General features: G+C 69.4%; 19 protein-coding genes and 1 riboswitch. Of the genes, 11 read left to right on the top strand and 8 right to left on the bottom strand.

Annotated features, from left to right (window positions below):
• Positions 1-373: 373 nt before the first annotated feature.
• Positions 374-2,554, bottom strand: a complete 2,181-nt coding sequence (locus ACIA5H_RS07390) for a malate synthase G (protein ID WP_397074575.1) — start codon at positions 2,552-2,554, stop codon at positions 374-376.
• A 242-nt stretch (positions 2,555-2,796) separates the two neighbouring features.
• Here ACIA5H_RS07390 and ACIA5H_RS07385 point away from each other — a divergent pair, with 242 nt between their 5' ends.
• The 3 genes from ACIA5H_RS07385 to ACIA5H_RS07375 are packed head-to-tail and all read left to right on the top strand — an operon-like array spanning position 2,797 to position 5,218.
• Positions 2,797-3,537: an SDR family oxidoreductase gene (locus tag ACIA5H_RS07385; RefSeq protein ID WP_364436637.1), complete on the top strand. Its 741-nt coding sequence runs from the start codon at positions 2,797-2,799 to the stop codon at positions 3,535-3,537.
• The gene (locus ACIA5H_RS07380) at positions 3,534-4,583 is read left to right on the top strand and encodes a zinc-binding dehydrogenase (protein WP_397074572.1); all 1,050 of its coding nucleotides are present in this window, start codon (positions 3,534-3,536) and stop codon (positions 4,581-4,583) included. Before ACIA5H_RS07385 ends, ACIA5H_RS07380 begins: the two co-directional genes overlap by 4 nt.
• Positions 4,580-5,218 (top strand): TetR/AcrR family transcriptional regulator, encoded by a 639-nt coding sequence (locus ACIA5H_RS07375; RefSeq protein ID WP_397074570.1) that lies wholly within the window; start codon positions 4,580-4,582, stop codon positions 5,216-5,218. Before ACIA5H_RS07380 ends, ACIA5H_RS07375 begins: the two co-directional genes overlap by 4 nt.
• A gap of 203 nt (positions 5,219-5,421) precedes the next feature.
• Here ACIA5H_RS07375 and ACIA5H_RS07370 read toward each other — a convergent pair whose 3' ends face one another.
• Complete coding sequence (locus ACIA5H_RS07370; RefSeq protein ID WP_397074568.1) at positions 5,422-6,120, bottom strand: winged helix-turn-helix transcriptional regulator; 699 nt, start codon at positions 6,118-6,120, stop codon at positions 5,422-5,424.
• Positions 6,121-6,209: 89 nt separating this feature from the next.
• Between ACIA5H_RS07370 and ACIA5H_RS07365 the strand changes: the two genes are divergently transcribed.
• The 8 genes from ACIA5H_RS07365 (at position 6,210) to ACIA5H_RS07330 (ending at position 11,807) form a co-directional block, all read left to right on the top strand.
• The gene (locus ACIA5H_RS07365; protein ID WP_397074566.1) at positions 6,210-7,349 is read left to right on the top strand and encodes an acyl-CoA dehydrogenase family protein; all 1,140 of its coding nucleotides are present in this window, start codon (positions 6,210-6,212) and stop codon (positions 7,347-7,349) included.
• A gap of 80 nt (positions 7,350-7,429) precedes the next feature.
• Positions 7,430-7,966, top strand: a complete 537-nt coding sequence (locus ACIA5H_RS07360) for a DM13 domain-containing protein (protein WP_397074564.1) — start codon at positions 7,430-7,432, stop codon at positions 7,964-7,966.
• A 34-nt stretch (positions 7,967-8,000) separates the two neighbouring features.
• Positions 8,001-8,228 (top strand): hypothetical protein, encoded by a 228-nt coding sequence (locus tag ACIA5H_RS07355; protein WP_397074562.1) that lies wholly within the window; start codon positions 8,001-8,003, stop codon positions 8,226-8,228.
• A 54-nt stretch (positions 8,229-8,282) separates the two neighbouring features.
• Positions 8,283-8,825 (top strand): HNH endonuclease, encoded by a 543-nt coding sequence (locus ACIA5H_RS07350; protein WP_355078494.1) that lies wholly within the window; start codon positions 8,283-8,285, stop codon positions 8,823-8,825.
• Positions 8,826-8,853: 28 nt separating this feature from the next.
• Positions 8,854-9,126, top strand: a complete 273-nt coding sequence (locus ACIA5H_RS07345) for a WhiB family transcriptional regulator (RefSeq protein ID WP_355078495.1) — start codon at positions 8,854-8,856, stop codon at positions 9,124-9,126.
• 178 nt (positions 9,127-9,304) lie between these two features.
• Positions 9,305-10,909, top strand: coding sequence for a VWA domain-containing protein (locus tag ACIA5H_RS07340; RefSeq protein ID WP_397074559.1), 1,605 nt, complete (start codon positions 9,305-9,307; stop codon positions 10,907-10,909).
• Between the two features lie 77 nt (positions 10,910-10,986).
• The gene (locus ACIA5H_RS07335; RefSeq protein ID WP_379255772.1) at positions 10,987-11,328 is read left to right on the top strand and encodes an ArsR/SmtB family transcription factor; all 342 of its coding nucleotides are present in this window, start codon (positions 10,987-10,989) and stop codon (positions 11,326-11,328) included.
• Positions 11,325-11,807: an SRPBCC family protein gene (locus tag ACIA5H_RS07330; protein ID WP_397074556.1), complete on the top strand. Its 483-nt coding sequence runs from the start codon at positions 11,325-11,327 to the stop codon at positions 11,805-11,807. The genes ACIA5H_RS07335 and ACIA5H_RS07330 overlap by 4 nt, the downstream gene beginning before the upstream one ends.
• A 25-nt stretch (positions 11,808-11,832) precedes the next feature.
• On the opposite strand, the gene gcvP is transcribed toward ACIA5H_RS07330, so the two are convergent.
• From gcvP to ACIA5H_RS07300, 6 genes are all read right to left on the bottom strand, one after another.
• A complete protein-coding gene (gcvP, locus tag ACIA5H_RS07325) occupies positions 11,833-14,643 on the bottom strand; it encodes an aminomethyl-transferring glycine dehydrogenase (protein ID WP_397074554.1) in 2,811 nt (936 codons plus the stop codon).
• 157 nt (positions 14,644-14,800) lie between these two features.
• Positions 14,801-14,901: riboswitch (glycine riboswitch) on the bottom strand.
• Between the two features lie 102 nt (positions 14,902-15,003).
• Entirely contained in the window at positions 15,004-16,356 is a 1,353-nt protein-coding gene (locus ACIA5H_RS07320) for a M14 family zinc carboxypeptidase (protein ID WP_397074552.1), read from the bottom strand.
• A 112-nt stretch (positions 16,357-16,468) separates the two neighbouring features.
• Complete coding sequence (locus ACIA5H_RS07315) at positions 16,469-17,026, bottom strand: MerR family transcriptional regulator (RefSeq protein WP_067811025.1); 558 nt, start codon at positions 17,024-17,026, stop codon at positions 16,469-16,471.
• Positions 17,027-17,213: 187 nt separating this feature from the next.
• Positions 17,214-17,687: a bifunctional nuclease family protein gene (locus ACIA5H_RS07310; protein ID WP_039797829.1), complete on the bottom strand. Its 474-nt coding sequence runs from the start codon at positions 17,685-17,687 to the stop codon at positions 17,214-17,216.
• A 159-nt stretch (positions 17,688-17,846) separates the two neighbouring features.
• The gene (locus ACIA5H_RS07305; RefSeq protein ID WP_356968651.1) at positions 17,847-18,650 is read right to left on the bottom strand and encodes a MerR family transcriptional regulator; all 804 of its coding nucleotides are present in this window, start codon (positions 18,648-18,650) and stop codon (positions 17,847-17,849) included.
• Positions 18,651-18,743: 93 nt separating this feature from the next.
• On the bottom strand, positions 18,744-19,229 hold the full coding sequence (locus tag ACIA5H_RS07300; protein ID WP_043690204.1) for an FHA domain-containing protein: 486 nt from the start codon (positions 19,227-19,229) through the stop codon (positions 18,744-18,746).
• Between the last annotated feature and the right edge of the window lie 51 nt (positions 19,230-19,280).

Below are 19,280 nucleotides of genomic sequence, written 5' to 3'. Positions count from 1 at the left end.
CAGGCAGCGAGATCCACCGGTGTGAAAACAAACAATTCGGAACGTTTCCCGATTCCGGCCGGAATAGAAAATCCCCCGGCCAGCACACCTGACCAGGGGACTTCACTACTCGCAGCAGATCGTGGACCGCACGTTCACAGCGGAGGGAAGCCCGCCGATCCGGTGGCCATCCAATTCCAGAACATCGCCGCGCGATTAACGACCAATGCCACGATGTCGAGCACAACGCTTCCCATGAATCTTCCTCACAAATCGACGATCTCGTGCGGCCCCCAGGGTAACGGACCGATATACAAGAGTCGAAACTCCTGGTCGCCCGCGAAAGCGCGAATCCCCCGGCCGACGGGACCGGGGGATTCGCGACACACGGAGACTAGACGCAGGCCAGCGCCTTCGCCTCACGGCGACGGCGGTGCAGGATCGGCTCGGTGTACCCGTTGGGCTGCTTGGCGCCCTCCAGGATCAGTTCCTTGGCCGCCTGGAACGCGATGCTGCCCGCGAAGTCCGGCGCCATCGGCCGGTAGTTCCGGTCGCCCGCGTTCTGCCGGTCGACGACCGGGGCCATCCGCTCCAGGCTGGCCACCACCTCATCGGCGCTGACGATGCCGTGGCGCAGCCAGTTGGCCATCAGCTGGCTGGAGATGCGCAGCGTCGCACGGTCTTCCATGAGCGCGACGTCCTTGATGTCGGGCACCTTGGAGCAGCCGACGCCCTGGTCGATCCAACGCACCACGTAGCCGAGGATGGACTGCGAGTTGTTGTCCAGCTCCTGGCGCTTCTCCTCGTCGGTCCAGTTCGGCGCGGCGGCCAGCGGGATCTCGAGGATCTCGTCGACGGTGGCGCGGCGACCGCCCTTGGCGATCTCCTGCTGCCGCTTGAACACGTCGACCAGGTGGTAGTGCGTCGCGTGCAAGGTCGCGGCGGTGGGCGAGGGCACCCACGCGGTGTTCGCGCCCGCGCGCGGGTGACCGATCTTCTGGGTGAGCATGTCGGCCATCAGGTCCGGCATGGCCCACATGCCCTTGCCGATCTGCGCCTTGCCGGGCAGGCCCGCGGCGAGACCGGTGTCGACGTTCCAGTCCTCGTAGGACAGGATCCACTGCTGGGACTTCATGTCCGCCTTGCGGACCATCGGCCCGGCCTCCATGGAGGTGTGGATCTCGTCGCCGGTGCGGTCCAGGAAGCCGGTGTTGATGAACACCACACGTTCGGCGGCGGCCTGGATGCAGGCCGCGAGGTTCACCGTGGTGCGGCGCTCCTCGTCCATGATGCCGACCTTGAGCGTGTTGCGGCTCAGCCCGAGCACGTCCTCGATCCGGCCGAACAGCTCGTCGGTGAACGCGACCTCGTCCGGGCCGTGCATCTTCGGCTTCACGATGTAGACCGAGCCGGTGCGGCTGTTCTTCAGCTGCACGTCGTCGGCCAGGCTGTGCTTGGCGATCAGCGAGGTGATCAGCCCGTCCATGATGCCCTCGGGCACCTCGTTGCCCTCGGCGTCCAAGATGGCGTCGGAGGTCATCAGGTGACCGACGTTGCGCACGAACAGCAGCGAACGGCCGTGCAGCGCCAGCTCGCCGCCGTCCAGCGCGGTGTACACGCGGTCGGGGTTCATGGTGCGGGTGAAGGTCTTCTCGCCCTTGGTGACCTTCTCGGCGAGGTCGCCCTTCATCAGGCCGAGCCAGTTGTGGTAGCAGAGCACCTTGTCCTCGGCGTCCACGGCGGCGACCGAGTCCTCGAAGTCCATGATCGTGGTGACCGCGGACTCCAGCACGACGTCCTTGACGCCCGCGGTGTCGGTGCTGCCGATCGGGGACTGCGGGTCGATCTGGATCTCGATGTGCAGACCGTTGTGCTTCAGCAGCACCGAACTCGGCGCCTCCGGATCACCGAGGTAGCCGACCAGCTGGGAGGCGTCGGCCAGACCGATGCTGGTGCCGTCCTCCAGGCCGACCTCGAGCTCGCCGTCGACGATCTTGTAGGACGTCGAGCCGATGTGCGAACCGGTGATCAGGGTGACCGAGTCGTCGAGGAAGTTGCGCGCCCACTCGATGACCTTGTCGCCGCGCACCTTGTTGTAGCCGGTGCCCTTCTCCGCGCCGCCCGCCTCGGAGATGGCGTCGGTGCCGTAGAGCGCGTCGTAGAGCGAGCCCCAACGCGCGTTGGCGGCGTTGATCGCGAAACGGGCGTTCATCACCGGCACCACGAGCTGCGGGCCCGCGGTCACGGCGATCTCCTCGTCGACGTTCTGGGTGGTGATCTGGAAATCGGCGGGCGCGGGCCGCAGGTAGCCGATGTCGGTCAGGAAGTTCTTGTAGGCGGCCTTGTCGTAGTTCGCGCCAGGGTGCTCCGCGTGCCAGGCGTCGACCTTGCCCTGGATCTCGTCGCGTTCGGCCAGCAGAGCGCGGTTGCGCGGAGCGAGATCATTGATGACCTGCTCGGCGCCGGCCCAGAACGCGGCGGAATCCACGCCGGAACCGGGGAGCGCCTCGTTCTCGACGAACTCGTGGAGAACGCGTGCCACCTGGAGCCCGCCGACCTGAATCCGCTCTGTCATCTACTGCCTCACTTCCGAGAAAACCGAGTGGGAAAACAGTGTCATGTTACCCGTGGGTAGCGGTGTAACCGCGCGCCGGGTCGCCCATGCCTGTGCCCGAATCCGTCGCCACGCCGAGGTGAGCTGTTCGTTGCGCCCGGCGGGTCGTGAGCCGTCGGCGGTCGGCCGGACAGCCCCTTGATCGTAACGCGCGCCGGATTTAATGTACTGATCGGAACATTTTCGGAGATGCAGGAGTCAAGGTGCCACTCACCGACAAGGTCGTTGTCGTCACCGGGGGAAGCCGGGGGCTGGGCAAACAGATGGTGCTCGCGTTCGCCGAAGCGGGCGCGGACGTGGTGATCGCAAGCCGCAAGCTGGACGGCTGCGCCGCGCTGGCCGATGAGGTGACCGAGCGGTTCGGCCGCCGCGCCCTGCCGGTGGCCTGCAACGTCAGCGACTGGTCGCAGTGCGACGCCCTGGTGCAGACCGTCTACGACACGTTCGGCCGGGTGGACGTGCTGGTCAACAACGCGGGCCTCTCGCCGCTGTACCCCAGCCTGGACCAGGTCACCGAGGCGCTGTTCGACAAGGTCATCGGCGTGAACCTCAAAGGACCGTTCCGGTTGTCCGCTCTGATCGGCAGCCGGATGGCCGCCGACGGCGGCGGCTCGATCATCAACGTCTCCTCGATCGAGGCGATCCGGCCGGAACCCTTCGCGGTCCCCTATTCGGCGGCCAAGGCCGGTCTCAACGCACTGACCGGAGGGCTGGCCCAGACGTTCGCGCCGAACGTGCGGGTCAACACCATCCAGTGCGGGCCTTTCGAAACCGACATCGCCACGGCGTGGCCGGACGAGCTGCGCGCGGAACTCACCAGACACAATGCCCTGCGCCGGGTCGGCAGGCCGGAGGAGATCGTCGGTGCGGCGCTGTTCTTCGCCACCGAGGCCTCGGCGTTCTGCACCGGCGCCACCCTCCCGATCGACGGAGGATGGCGATGAAGGCGCTGACTTATGACGGACCGCGACAGATCTCGTACGGCGACCGGCCCGATCCCGCGCTGCCCGGCCCCGACGGCGCGATCGTCCGGGTCACCGCGGCGGGCATCTGCGGCAGCGATCTGCACATCTACGCCGGACACGGATTCGTCGCCGGCGCCGGTTACGGCGTCGGGCACGAAGCCGTCGGCGAGATCGTGGAAGTGGGGCCGTACACCCGCGGGTTCTCCGTCGGCGACCGCGTGCTGGTCGCCGCCTCGGCCGGTTGCGACAGCTGCGCGCAGTGCCGCGCCGGGATCGTCACCGCGTGCGCTCGCCATCCGTTGCCGGTGGATGCCTGCTACGGGCTCGGCGGCGCACTGGCCGGATGCCAGGCCGAGTTGCTCGCCGTCCCGCACGCCGCGGGCAATCTGGCGAAGTTGCCCGACGAGGTGAGCGACACCGCCGCCGTCGTGCTCACCGACAACGCGCCCACCGCGTGGTACGGGGCCCGGCGCGCCCGGATCGCGCCGGGCGACACCGTGGTGGTGATCGGTCTCGGCCCGGTCGGTCTCATGGCGGTCCAGTCCGCGTTCGCGATGGGCGCGGCGCGGGTACTCGGCGTCGACCTGCTGGCCGAACGCCGCAAGCGCGCCGCCGACCTCGGCGCGGAGCCGGTCGAATCGGACGATCCGAAGCAGGCGATCCGCGAAACGCTGCGCGGCGGAGCGAATGTCGCGATCGAGGCGGTCGGGGCCGACGAAACCATCAAGCTGGCGATCAGCGCCGTCGGGCACGGCGGCCGGGTCAGTGTGATCGGCGTGAGCCACAACCGCGCCTATCCGTTCCACATGATGGCGGCGCAGGTGAAGGACCTCGAATTCCACATCGGACTGTGCTCGATCCAGTACGAACTGCCCGCGCTGCTCGAGCTCACCGCGGGCGGCAGGCTGCGGCCCGAGGCGGTGGTCACCCACCACCTTCCGATGTCCGACGGGCCCGCCGCCTACCGGATGTTCGCCGAGCGGGCCGACGGGGTGGGCAAGATCGTGCTGGACCCGTCGAAATGACCGCACCGTCCCGTAGGCGGGGCCGTCCGCCCGCGGCCGAATCGACCGCGAGCGACACCAGGGCGCGGATCGTGCGGGCCGCGATCGACCTGTTCGCCGAACGGGGCTTCCACGGCACCGGTGTGGCCGAGGTCGGCGAGCGCGCCGACGTGCAGCGCGGCGCGCTGTACTACCACATCGGTTCCAAAGAAGAGCTGCTCTGGCAGATCCTGCGCGACTACACGCAGCTCATGCTGACCGAGGCCGAACAGATCGCCGACGGGCCCGGCGATCCGGTCGCCAAGCTGCGCAAGCTGATCGACAGTCACGTGCGGCTGATCGTGCGGCATCAGCGCGAGGTGGCCATCCAGCTGCGCGACGTCGGCGCGCTCACCGGCGAGCGCGCCGCGCAACTGCAAGACCTGCGCGACCGGGTGCAGCACTGCTGGCAACGCGTCATCGACGCCGGTCACACCGAGGGGTTGTTGCGCACCGACGACCACGTCGTCACCAACAGCGTGCTCGGCATGTTGAACACGGTGTCGTTCTGGTACCGCCCGCACGGCGGCCGCTCCCCCGGCGAGATAGCCGACATCCTCGCGACCACTTTGCTCGACGGCGTGGTGACCGGTACCGCGCGGGACACGAAAGGCTGACCGGCGCTTGGGATTTCGAGGCCGACCCGGAGTACCGGCGGAAGCTGGACTCGGCCGCGGAGTTCGTCCGCACCGAAGAACTACGCCCCGGGCGACCCGGTGTATCCGAGCGGGTACCGGCCGCGCTGCGCGAGAAGGCCCGCGAACTGGTGGCCCAGCGCCTCGAGCGCGTCGGCGGGAATCTCTGAGCAGGCCGCCGGAGTTCAGGATGCGCGCCGAGTAGCGGCGTCCGGGTGCGACGTGTCCGCGTACCCGGCGACGGGGCTGAGCCGCAGCACCGAGGGCATCCGGCGGGTGAGCGCGGGCGTGCCGGTGAACGCCACCCGGCCCGTCCGCAGCGCGTGCGCCAGTGGCAGCCGCCCCAGCCACACCTGGTACAGCGAGGCGACATCGGAGCTGATCGCGACGTCAACGGGATAGCCGGGATCGGATTCGCACACCGAGGGCGCCCCCGCCTCGATCACGATCCAGAATCGGCGCAGGTCGTCGGTGAAACGCACGTGCAGCACGTGGCGACGGCCCGGGAACGACGAGGTGTCGACCCTGGTGTGCATCCACCACACCAGCAGAGCGGGGTCACGCTCGTCCTCGCGCGGCGTGCCGAAGGTCCAGCGCGCACCCCATTCGCCGAGGCCGAACAGGATGGGCTCCAGTTCCCGCCCGGCGTCGGTGAGCAGGTACTCGCCGACCAGTTTCTCCACGAGCCCGGCTCGCTCGAACTGCCGCAGGCGTTTGGCCAGCAGGCTGCGCGACAGGCCGGGCAGGCCGCGCGCGAGGTCGTTGAACCGGGTGGTGCCCAGCAGCAGATCGCGCAGGATAAGCAGCGACCAGCGCTCGCCCACCACGTCGAGTGCCCGGGAGATCGGGCAGTACTGGCCGTAACTCGGCGTCGAAGTCGTCATGGCACCTCGCGAACGCGGTATGGGTTCTGGACCGGGGCGGTCCACTTTCTGCACTATCCGGTTATCGCGGCCGTTCCTAACTTCGAAACATGACCACTACAGCTCCTGCCCCCACCGACACCACCACCGACTGGATCGCCCGCGCACGCCGCGTCGGCGAGGCTCTTCATCCCGAGGTCGCCGCCCGCGACCACTCCGGCGAGATCTCTCTCGCCGCGTTCGATCTCCTGCGCGAGAGCGGACTGTCCGCGGCGCTCGTCCCCGCCGAGTTCGGCGGCGGCGGGGTCACCCACCGCGAGATGGGCGCGATCCTGCGCGAGCTGGGCCGCCACGACCCCTCCACCGCGGTCGCCTTCGCGATGCACACCCACCTGGTCGCCGCCCAGGTGTGGCGGCACAACCACGGCATCGATGCCGCACCACTGTTCGCCAAGGTGGTCGCGGGTGCGATCCTGGTCAGCACCGGCGCCTCGGACTGGGTCGGCTCCAACGGCCGCGCCGAGCGGGTCGATGGCGGCTACCGGGTGCACGCGCGCAAAGCGCCTGCCAGCGGATGCGAGGCGGGCACCGTCCTGGTGACCAGCGTGCGCTGGGACGACGCACCCAGCGGCCCGCAGGTGCTGCATTGCGCCATCCCGTTCACCGCCGACGGCGTACGGATCGAGAAGACCTGGGACACTTTGGGTTTACGGGCGAGCGGTTCGCACACCGTGGTGCTCGAGGATGTGTTCGTGCCCGACGCGGCGGTATCGCTGACCCGCCCGGCATCGGTGTGGCCGCCGTTGCTGAACGTCGTGATCGGCGCGGCGATGCCGCTGGTCATGGCGGCCTACCTCGGCATCGCCGACGGCGCGGTCGATATCGCGACCACGCTCGCCGCCGGGCGGGCCGACGCGCCGACCGTCCAATTGGCCGGCGAGATGGCCACCGCGCACACCACCGCGGGCGACCTCGTCGACGCCATGTTCACCGGATCGGAGAACCTGCGCTTCGCCGACACCGATCAGTACGCGAGCCGGACGCTCAGCCGTAAGACCGCCGCGGCGGACGCACTCGTGCACACCGTGCGCCTGGCCATCGAAACCGTCGGCGGAATCGGCTATTCGCGCGACTGCGAGCTGGAGATGCGCTACCGCGACGTGCACGGCTGCCTGTTCCACCCGCTGCCGCGGGCCAAGCAGACCCACTTCACGGGCCACGTCCTGCTCGGACACTCCCCGATCGGATGACGTTCTTCCGTCGACGCCACGCCCGCTCGCCCCCATAATCGGATGGGGGCGAGTTTCCCTGAACACTCCGAGGAGAATCCATGGCGTCCGCACGGGGCATCGCTCGATCGCCGATCACCTGGGCCGTCGTTGCGTTGCTGGTCGTGGGCCTGGGCGCGGGACTGGCCGTTTTCCAGCCATGGCGGCTGTTCACCGACACCACCGTGCAGGAGGCCGCGCCGTCGGCATCCCCGGCGCCGGGTCCGGGCGGGACCGAAGCCCAGCCGCGCACCATCGCCCGGGGCAGGTTCATCTCGCACGAGCACGCCACCGCGGGCACCGTCGCAATCCTGCGACTGGCCGACGGCAGCAGAGTGCTGAGACTGGAGGACCTCGACACCTCCGACGGCCCCGACCTGCACGTCTGGCTCACCGACGCGCCGGTGCGCGAAGGCCGCGACGGGTGGTTCGTCTTCGACGACGGCAGTCACACCGACCTGGGCAGGCTCAAAGGCAACCAGGGCAACCAGAACTACCCCATCCCCGCCGACGCCGACCTGGCCCGGTTGACCAGCGTCGCGATCTGGTGCGACCGGTTCAACGTCTCCTTCGGCGCCGCCGAACTGCGACCGGCCTGACCTCCGGGATCACCCTTCGTAGCACCGGCGAAAAATGACCCGACAACGGCGGGTGCGCTGTGCCACCATGTGTTTCGACACCGGCCACCACCTCGAGGTGGCCGCCGAGCAGTGGAGAGGAGGGGCGGCAGTGATTCCGGAGACGACGAAGCGAATGAGTACCCTCGCGGCGCGATCGTCGGCCGCGGGCGACGCGATCGGCAGGCCGTTGCGCGCACGGCGCGGCGAACCGGTCGACAGCCGCCCCCAGATCCTCGGCTGATCGCCGCATCGCTCTCCTCCTTCGCTCGAATTCGCACGAAACATGGTGATTCCCATGACGTTCCGCCGTGCCGCCGATCAGGCGACAACCGCAGACAACTGGATACACAGCGGCGTACTCGTCCTGAACGCCTCCTACGAGGCGCTCGACGAGATCAAAGCCGACCGGGCCGTCGTGCTGCTGGTCGCCGGCGCCGCGGAGACCGTGGCCGACCGCAGGCCGCACTTCCCGATCCGGTCACGGCACGTGGAAATCGCTCTGCCACAGACCATTCGGTTGCTGCGCTACGTCTACCTCGAGCACGCCGTGCTGGTGCACGACGAGAGCAGGGCAACCCTGGCGGGCGTGCTGCGTCGCGACCGGAACCGGTGCGGCTACTGCGCCGGGTGGGCGCGCACCGTGGACCACATCCGGCCGCGGTCGAGGGGCGGCCCGAACACCTGGGGCAACCTCGTGGCCTGCTGCGCGCCGTGCAACACGGCCAAGGCGGACCGCACCCCGGAGGAGGCGGGCATGCGCCTGCTCTGGGAGCCGAAGGCCCCTACCCATCGGATCCGGCAGCAGCGCCGGATCTGGAAGCAACTCGCCGCGACCTGACCACGAGCCGAGAAAGGAGAAGATCGAGATGACGAGCGCCGAGACCACCGCCGTCGCGGAGCCGACCCTGGCCGACCTGCTCCCGCTCTCGGATTCCCGAGGGTGGCACCGGGCGGCCTGCCGCGGCGACCCGAACCACGAAGCCTGGTTCCCGTACCCGTCACAGGACTTCGACTACGCCCGGGAAGTCTGCGCGCGCTGCCCGATCCGGGATGCCTGCGGTGACTTCGCCGCACGCACCGGGCAATCCGGCGTCTGGGGCGGGCACGAGTTCGACCGCGGACGGGTGATCCGCCACTGAGTGGTCCCGCCGTCGTGCCGTGCGGCACGGCGGCGGGCCAACACGACCGCGCGCACCCGCGCCGGTATCGGGGAGCCTCGCCGACTTCGTTCGGCGCCGCTGACCATACACTGACCGCGTGGGCACTCATCGCAGCGCAACCAGATCCCGGGGCGTCAGCAAAGGTCCGGTTATCGCAGTGGTCGTCGTTGCGTTACTGGCCGCGATCGTCGTCGTCTGGTTCCAGTTGCGCGATCGCGCGGCGAACCAGGACAGTGCGGCGGCGGCCGAATGCGTCGAGGGGCCCGCGACGCTCTCCGTGACGGCCGATCCCGGCATCGCCGCGCAGGTGCGGGCCGCCGCGGACAGCTACAACGCCACCCGGCCGAAAGTACGCGACCACTGCGCGCGGGTCGAGGTGACCGCACAGCCGTCCGCGGCCGTCGTCGCCGCGTTCACCAGCGGCAAGCCATGGGACAAGGCGCTCGGCCCGCAGCCGGCGCTGTGGATCGCCGATTCGACCCGTTCCATCGAGTCCATGCGGGTGCCCGGCCTGATCGAGGGCACGCCGGTACCCATCGCCACCAGCCCGATCGTGCTCGCGGTGCCCGAGGAGCTGCGTCGCGCGCTGGAGCAGGCCGACGTGTCCTGGGCCGACCTGCCGCGGTTGCAGCAGGGCTCGCTCGCCGATGTCGGCCTGAACGGATGGGGCGGGCTACGGATGGCCCTGCCCGCGGGTGACGCCACGCTCGCCGCGGCCACGGCGGTCGGCTCCGCGGTCTCGGGCGCGGAACCGCTCAGCGAGCAGGCGGCGCAGTCCGGTCAGGTGGTCGCCGCGATCTCCGGGCTCGCCGCCGACGCTCCCGAGGCGTCCGACACCACGGCCGCGCTGACCGAGCTCACGGCGCAGGGCGCGCCCATGCACGCGATAGCCGCTACCGAGCAGCAACTGAAGGGTCTGCCCGGCGTCGTGGCGTTCCGCCCCGCCGGGTCCGCGCTCGTGGCCGATTACCCGGCCGCGTTGATGTCCGGCGCGTGGGTGGACAAGACGCAGAACCTCATCGCCGGACGGTTCACCGACTATCTACGCAAGCCCGAGCAGGCGCAGACCTTCGTCACGGCGGGATTCGCCGCCGCGCCGCAGACCGCGGCCGCCGTCCCGCCCCGTGGCGCGCTCGACAAGGTCCGCGCCACGCTGGCGAATCCGGTACTCGGCGTGCGCTCCACCGTCCTGGTCGACGTGTCGGCGTCGATGGGGACGGCTGAGGGCGCCACGACGCGTCTGGCGAACGTTCTGGCGGCGCTGAATTCCACGATGACGGTCATGCCGCCGGACTTCGGACTCGGCGTGTGGACCTTCGGCAAGAACCTCGACGGCACCACTCCGTACCGGGTGGCCGCCGCCACCGCCCCGCTGACCACCGACCAGCGCACGAAGGTCGGCACCGCGCTGACCGCGGTGCGCCCGAGCGAGAGCCGGTCGGATCAGGCTTACCCGTCCCTGATCGCGGCGTACAAGAGCGCCGTCGCCGGGTACACGCCGGGCCGCACCAATTCGGTGCTGCTGATCACCGACGGACCCGACGACGATTCCACGGTCACCGGCACCCAACTGGCCGCGGACATCGCCGCGGCGACCGACCGCACCCGGCCGGTGCGCGTCGACGTCATCGTGGTCGGCGGCAGCGGCACCCAGACCCTCCAGGCCCTGGCGCAGCAGACCGGCGGGAACTACACCCGCCTGGCCACCTCCGACGACATCGGCTTCGGCTCCGCGGTCGTCCAGGCGCTCACCACGCCGTAGCGCGCCGCCCGTGCGAAGACAGAACTCCCGTCTCGCACTATAGACAGTCGCTATTGGTAAGTCTATACTTACGGTTCGTGGGGACTTACCGAGATGCGGCGCTGGCGGCGCTGGGTGACCCGACGAGGCGGGCGATCTTCGAGCGCCTCGGCAAGGGGCCGTGCGCGGTAGGGCAGCTGGCCGCGGATCTGCCGGTGAGCAGGCCCGCGGTATCGCAGCACCTCAGGGTGCTGGAACAGGCCGGATTGGTGACCCACGAGGCGGTCGGCACCCGCCGGGTGTACCGCTTGAATCCCACCGGTATCGACGCGCTACGCGTGTACTTCACGCGGTTCTGGACCACCGCGATGTCGGCTTTCCAGGACGAAGCAGGCCGGAGGGCCGCCGAAGAACGAGCTACCGACCAGGAGCAGTCATGACACAGCGGGCCAGCGACAAGGACGTACGCGTCGAACTCGTCGTCGACGCACCCATCGAGACCGCCTACGACGTGTTCACCACCGGCATCGACAGCTGGTGGCCGCGCGAGCACCATATCGGCGCGGGCCGGCTCGCCGAGGAGGTGATCGAGCCGCGCGTGGGCGGCCGTTGCCTCGGTCGCGAGGACGACGGCACCGAATGTCCATGGGGCACCGTGCTGGTGTGGCAGCCGCCGACCCACTTCGCGTTCTCCTGGGCGATCGGCCTGGACTGGAAGCACGAACCCGATCCGGAGCGGGCCAGCCGCGTGGATGTCACCTTCTCGGCCGTCGCTCCCGACCGCACCGCCGTCACGCTGGTGCACTCCGGTTTCGATAAGCACGGACCGGGCTGGGAGTCCATGCACGAAGCCGTGGGCAGTCCGGGTGGTTGGCCGGACCTGGCGAACACCTACGCAAAAGTGGCCGCCACGCGGTGAGGTCGATACGCGACCGGACCGGCGGTCAGTCCGCGTACGCCTCCAGCGGTGGACAGGCGCAAACCAGGTTCCGGTCGCCATAGGCGCCGTCGATCCGGCGCACCGGCGGCCACACCTTCGCCCTGGCATGCCCGAGACCTCGGGGATACACGGCGACTTCCCGGCTGTAGGGGTGTTCCCACTCCCCCACCAGCGCCGCCGCGGTGTGCGGCGCCCCGCGCAGCGGGTTGTCGGTCACCGGCCACACGCCCGCGGCGACCTGGTCGATCTCCGCCCGGATCGCGATCATCGCCTCGATGAAATCGTCCAGCTCGGCGAGGTTCTCGCTCTCGGTGGGTTCCACCATCAACGTACCGGCCACCGGAAAACTCATGGTCGGCGCGTGGAACCCATAGTCCGCCAAGCGTTTTGCCACATCGTCGACGGTGACGCCGGTTCGCTTGGTGATCTCGCGCAGGTCCAGGATGCACTCGTGCGCCACCATGCCGCGCTCGCCGGTGTAGAGCACCGGGAAGTACTCGTCCAGCCGCCGTGCGATGTAGTTCGCCGAAGCGATCGCCGACAGCGTGGCGCGGCGCAGCCCATCGGCGCCCATCATGCGGATGTAGGCCCAGGTGATCGGCAGAATGGAGGCCGAGCCGTACTTCGCGGCCGACACCGCGTGCGACCCCGCTTCCAGCGGGTCGCCGGGCAGATACCGCGCCAGGTGCGCGCGCACCGCGACCGGACCGACGCCAGGACCGCCGCCGCCGTGCGGGATGCAGAACGTCTTGTGCAGATTCAGGTGGCTCACGTCGCCGCCGAACCGGCCCGGCCGGGCGAGGCCGACCAGGGCGTTCAGGTTCGCGCCGTCCACGTAGACCTGACCGCCCGCGTCGTGCACCAGCGCGCACAACTCCGCGACCTCGTGCTCGTAGACGCCGTGCGTGGACGGATAGGTGATCATGATGCAGGCCAGACGATCGGCGTGATCGGCGATCTTGGCGCGCAGGTCGTCGAGGTCGACGTCGCCGTTGGCGCGACACTTCACCACCTCCACGCGCAGCCCGGCCATGGCCGCCGACGCCGCGTTGGTGCCGTGCGCGCTGGACGGGATGAGACAGGTGTCGCGATGGGTGTCGCCGCGATCGAGGTGGTAGCGCCGGATCGCCAGCAGCCCCGCGTACTCGCCCTGGCTGCCCGCGTTCGGCTGCAAGCTCACCGAGTCGTAGCCGGTGATGTCCGACAGCCACCGTTCCAGGTCCGCGACCACCCGCAGCAAGCCGGGCGCGTCCTCGACCGGCGCGTAGGGATGCACGCGCGCGAAACCGGGCCAGGTGATGGCCTCCATCTCCGCGGCGGCGTTGAGCTTCATGGTGCAGGAGCCGAGCGGAATCATGCTGCGGTCCAACGCGATGTCCTTGTCGGACAGTGCGCGCAGATACCGCAGCATCGCGGTCTCGGTCCGGTATTTCGTGAACGCGGCGTGCGCCAGGAATTCCGAGATCCGGCTCTCGATCGCCGCGACCGGCGCGGGCGCCCCCGGCTCGGACGACACCGCGGTGCCGAAGGATTCGAGCACGGCCGCGACATGCGCGTCGGTGGTCGCCTCGTCGCAGGCGATGCCGACGTGGTCGGCGTCCACCAAGCGCAGATTGATGCCGCGCGACTTCGCTTTCGCCACAACGGCTTCCGCGCCGCCGGGCACGTGCGCGAGCACCGTGTCGAAGAAGCTGTCGTGCACCACCGCGCCGTCCAGACCGGCCGCGATCGCCGCGGCGTGCGCGTGCACCCGGCGGGCGATCGCCCGCAGCCCTTCGGCACCGTGGTAGGAGGCGTACATCGCGGCCACGACGGCCAGCAGCACCTGCGCTGTGCAGATGTTGGAGGTCGCCTTCTCCCGGCGGATGTGCTGCTCGCGGGTCTGCAAGGCGAGCCGATAGGCGACGGAGCCGTCCGCGTCCACCGAGACGCCGACCAGGCGGCCGGGCAACTGGCGGGCCTGCGCTTGCCGCACCGCGAGGTATCCGGCGTGCGGGCCGCCGAAACCGAGCGGGACACCGAAGCGCTGGGTGGTGCCGAAGCATACGTCGGCGCCCTGCTCACCGGGCGGCGTGATCAGCGTCATCGCCAGCAGATCGGCCCCGACCGCGACCAACGCGCCCCGATCGTGTGCCGCGGCGATCAACTCGGTCAGGTCCACGACGCGACCGGAAGCCCCGGGGGTCTGCGCCAGCACACCGAAGAACTCTCCGTCGGGCAGCTCTCCGGCGGACAGGTCCGCCTCCACGATCTCCAGGCCCAGCGGCTCGGCCCGGGTGTAGAGCACCGTTCTGGTCTGCGGGAAAAGGTCGCGGTCGATGACCAGGCGTGCAGACTTCGATCGGCCCGCCCGGCGCAGCAGTGTCATGGCCTCGGCGGCCGCGGTGGCCTCGTCCAGCATCGACGCGTTGGCGACGTCCATGCCGGTCAGCTCCGACACCATGGTCTGGAAGTTGAGCAGCGCCTCGAGCCTGCCCTGGCTGATCTCGGGTTGATAGGGCGTGTAGGCGGTGTACCAGGCCGGATTCTCCAGCAGGTTGCGCACCAGCACCGGCGGGGTCAGCGTGTCGTAGTAACCCAGCCCGATCATCGAGGTGGCCACGGTGTTGGTCCCGGCGAGCTCGGCGAGTTCGGCGAGCACCTCGTGCTCGGAGCCCGCGGCGGGCAGCCCGGCCAGGCCGTCGCCGTCCAGGATGCTCGCGGGCAGCGCGACGGCCGCCAGGTCGTCCAGCGACGACACGCCGACGACGTCCAGGATCCGGGCCAGTTCCTCCCGGTCGGGTCCGATATGGCGGTCGGCGAACGAGCGAGTCACAACAGCTCCCAAGGTCGGGCGGGGTCGACCAGGCGGTCGACGGGTACCGGCCCTCCCCCTCTGTCGTGGCGCCTGAGAGATTCGGGTCCCGCGACCGGCGGCCGAGACCCTTTCCCCATGGGCGGGCGGCTCGAAGCCGCCGCTTTCCAGAGGCGTCGAAGCCCGCACGGTCCTTTTTGCCTGAGAGATTGACGGGGAGGTGCTGCTCCTTCGGCGCTCGGACTCGTTTCCGGACCGAGGCTCTCCCGCACGGCGGCGACGCACCGTCAGTCTAAGCCGACGACACGCCGGAGCGCGCCACCGGACCCCGCGCGCACCGTGTCGTTCTGGTCACTCGGGGGACCGAGCGGGCATCACTCGTCAGATGGCGAGTCCGGCGCGCAGCCGCGCAGCCGCCAGCACGATCGACTCCGCTTGGACGCCCACCAGACGGGCCAGCGGCACCGCGACACCGGGTGCGTTCAGCTCTACATCGGTGCACCATTGATCGAATACCGCGGCGAACCGGTCGCGCTCGGCGGCCAGCGCCGTACCGCCGCCGAGCGCGTATTCGTCCTCCAGCAGGCGCAGCAGCATGCCGCCCAGCCGCAGGCGCAGCATCGCGGTCCAGTCGTACTGCTCGACGAAGATCTCGCCCCGGGTCGCGATCCGATTTCGTTGCGGCACCGACTGTCTGCTCACGGCGAGACCCGGCAGCCCGGCGACCAGCGCACGCACCGACCGTTCGAACGGGCTGCGACCGCTCAATGCGCCGTCGACGCGAGCGAGCACCTCGGAGGCGACCTCGGCCATGGCCCGGTAGTCGGCGGCGGTGGCGTCGAGCAGGTCGCCCAGCACTCGGTCGCCCGCCGAACCGTCGCCGATCCGCGAGTCCACCCAGAGCGGCAATTCGCAGACCAGGATCGCCGTGCCGTAGCGCGCCGCGTAGTCCCGGCAGCCGCCCCCGCCCAGCGCGGTGACCGAGTCGAGGCCCTGGGCCGCCAGCAGATCCGCCATCGCCTCGAACAGCGGCAGCTCGAAGACTCCCGGAGCGAGCGTGCGGGCGCCCGGCGCGTCGGGTTCGCCCTGGTAGATCGGCACGCCGGCGGCGGAGAGGCCTGCGGTCAACGCCGACCAGTACCCGGGATCACCGCCGGAGGTGTAGAAGAAACCGCCGCCGAACTCCGCGTTGTGCAGGGAGGCGATCAGCGCGGGCCGCGTGCGGTCGATCAGCGCCATCATCGCCTTCGTCTCCGGCAGCGGCACCCCGACGCGCCGGCCGCGCCATTCGGTGGGGAAACACCATTCCGGTTGTTCGGCCGCGGGCGGCCGGTAGAAGCCGCGGGCGACGCCGGTTCTGGTGTGCGGTCCGGCGAACCACCCCTCGTTCAACCGCGTTCCGTCCGGATCTACGCACAGCAGGAAATGCCACGTGGCGCCCACGGTCACCGTCTCGTCCGCGGCCATCCGGCCGAGCAGATGGCGAATCGTGGCCATGCCGATGGGCTCGTTCGGATGCGGATTGCCGAAGACCAAGATATGCCGGTCGCCGGATCCGACCGTCACCTCCCGAATCGGGTCACCGCCGCGCGAACGTCCTAGCTCGGTGATCGAGATCCGGTCCGGGTAACCGGCCGCGAGAGCGTCGGCGAAGGAATTCAGTTCGTCGACGGTCGGAAACGCGTCGATCCGCTCGATCGGCCCGACGAGCCCGGTGATATCGCGTGCCTGCACCGCGCCCCCTCTCGCTGCCGCCCCGGCCCTTGCCCGCCGCCGACGGCGCTGTCACACACCACGGCCGGGGAGGCTGCACGCCTTGCCCGGCCGTGAAAGCGTTGTGCGAATCCTAGCCCGTCTTGCGGTTCATCCGCGCCTTACGACGGAACGACAGCTCGTCCTCCGGACGCTCGGTGATCGCCGACGCGCGCTCCGCGGGGAAGTTCGCGATGGCGCCGGTCAGCTCGCGCATGGCGCCGCTCACGGCGATCCCGAACACACCCTGCCCGCCCTGCAGTAAATCGACGACCTCCTCGGCCGACGTGCACTCGTACACCGAGGTGCCGTCGGAGAAAAGGGTGATTCCCGCCAGGTCCTGCACGCCGCGGCTGCGCAGATGATCGACGGCGATCCGGATGTTCTGCAGCGAGATGCCCGCGTCGAGCAGCCGCTTGACGATCTTCAGGACCAGGATGTCCTTGAACGAGTACAGCCGCTGACTGCCCGAACCCGCGGCGCTCCGGATGGAAGGCACCACCAAACCGGTGCGCGCCCAGTAGTCGAGCTGCCGGTAGGTGATTCCGGCCACCTGGCACGCACTGGGAACGCGATAGCCGACCATGTCGTCAGGTACCGAATCGTCGGGGAACAGTCCTGGCTGTACCACATCCTGCGATTGCTCTGCCACTGACCACTCCCTTGCTTCGCCGACGCATTCCCAGCCTCATCGATGACCCGGCGCCGTCACCGACCGAATCGGTGCGGATTCGGCCGAAACGGTCGTGGCCCAACTGTCGAGATTACTCCCCACGATTGTCCAGCCCGCGGCGTCATCGAGCCAAACGCGACGCGCGGGGAAAGTCTCGACCTCTACTTCAGCTATCGGTCGCCTTGAAGTCGTCGGGAGACACCGACTCCAGGAATTCCTTGAACTTCTCCACCTCGTCCTCGCGCTCGTCCGGCATGACGAGACCGGCTTCCTCGAGAACCGACTCCTCGGCATGGATCGGGCAACCCACCCGCAAGGCGATCGCAATCGAATCCGATGGCCGCGCCGAAATCCGCAGATCGTTCTCGAAGACGAGATCCGCGTAGAAGGTGCCCTCCTGCAGATCGACGATCCGCACTTCCTTCAATGTGTGCCCCAGCTCGGTGATCAAGATCTTGATCAGGTCGTGGGTCAGCGGACGGATCGGGGTCACCCCCTCCTGCTCGAGGACGATCGCCGTCGCCTCGGCTTGCCCGATCCAGATCGGCAGATACCGGTCGCCCGCCACTTCGCGGAGCAACAGCACGGGCTGGTTCTGTGGCTGCTCGACACGGATGCCGATCACGCGCATTTCGCTCATCGCACTGCCTCCCATACTCGCCGCCGGCCCGGCATGACCGCCGCAGAGCTCGCCGTACCACGAGTCTAGGCGAACCCGCACCGGTCCAGCGATCCGTCTGCACAGCAGAAATCAGGGGTGTCGGTTCGCCGGGACCTACGGACCGTGGCCCCTCGGGGGTCAGCCCCCGAGCGAGCCCCGGACCGAGGACTTGACCAGACAGGTGTGCAGGGTCAGCGACAGCGCGGCCAGTTCACGCACCGTCTCTTCCGCGCGGGCGCGCGCACCCGCGTCCCGGCTCTTCGCGATCGGGGCGACGATCTGCGCCACGAGCGCGGCCTCCCGGTCGGCGGCAAGCTTGAACGCACGCAGATGCCGTGCCTCCAAACCGAATTCGGCCATCGCCCGCGCGGTCTTGGCCAGCGTGACCGCGTCCGCGTCGAAGTACCCCGCCGGGCCGGGTGTGATCAGATTGGCCCGGATGAGGTCGCCAAGGAACTTCTCCTCGATCCCGGCCTGGTCGAGCAGATCGGCCCGGGTGACCCGGATTTCGTGATCGAACCGCAGATCGTCCGGGGAGATCTCGCTCGGCACGACGCCGAGCCTACGAGGCGCGGCCACCGGGCGCACGCCACGTTCGGAAGCCGGCACGGCCGGTTCCGCATCGGGCGTGCCGCGCCCGGACTCCGGCGCACCAGGGCGGACGGAGTGCGCTCGGGCGCGGGCTTCCCGCACGCCGAGCGTCGCCGCACCGCTATCGATTGCCTCGAGCTGCTCCTTGATCACCTTCAGCGGGAGATATTGATCGCGCTGCGCGGTCAATACGAACCGGAGCCGTTCCACATCCGCCACGGAGAACCTGCGGTAGCCCGAAGGCGTCCGCTCCGGCCGGATCAGGCCCTCCGCTTCCAGGAAGCGGATCTTGGAGATGGTGACGTCGGGAAAGTCGGGGCGCAGCAGGTCGAGCACGGAGCCGATCGACATCCCTCCGCGTGCCCACTGCGCCGCACCGGTCACAGCGCCAGGTCCTTCATGACTCCGAGCCTTTCATGAGTGCGCGACCCGGCACCGACGCCGTCATAGACTCCCCGCGCCCGCCGACGAGTCGGTCACCTGGGCGCGCGGTCCGGTGAGGAACACCAGCCGGAACTTGCCGATCTGGACCTCGTCACCGTTCTGCAGTTCGGAGGAGTCCACCGGCTCCCGGTTCACATATGTGCCGTTCAGGCTGCCCACGTCGACGACCTGGAAGGAGTCGTCGTCCTGACGGAACTCGGCGTGCCGACGGCTGACGGTGACGTCGTCGAGAAAGATGTCACTGTCGGGGTGGCGCCCCGCCGACGTGGTCGGCTGATCCAGCAGGAACCGCGAGCCCGCGTTCGGGCCGCGCTTGACGACCAGAAGGGCCGCGCCCACGGGCAGACCCTCGACCCCTTGGACCGGCTGTTCGCCGGTCGGCTCTCCGGAGCGCGACGCGTCGACCTCGTTCAGGAAATCCGCGCGGAAGACCGACGTCGTCTCGGCCGCGGTCTCCCCGTAACCCGGGTCTTTGTTCTCGCTCACCGTTTCTCTCCTCCTCGAACCTGATTATCCCTGCAAGCAGGTGATACCTCT

The sequence above is a fragment of the Nocardia sp. NPDC051900 genome, from assembly GCF_044452545.1.
In the GTDB taxonomy this organism is placed as follows: domain Bacteria; phylum Actinomycetota; class Actinomycetes; order Mycobacteriales; family Mycobacteriaceae; genus Nocardia; species Nocardia sichangensis.
The sequence above is the reverse complement of the archived record's forward strand: the minus strand, read 5'-3'. Positions and strand labels throughout refer to the sequence as shown.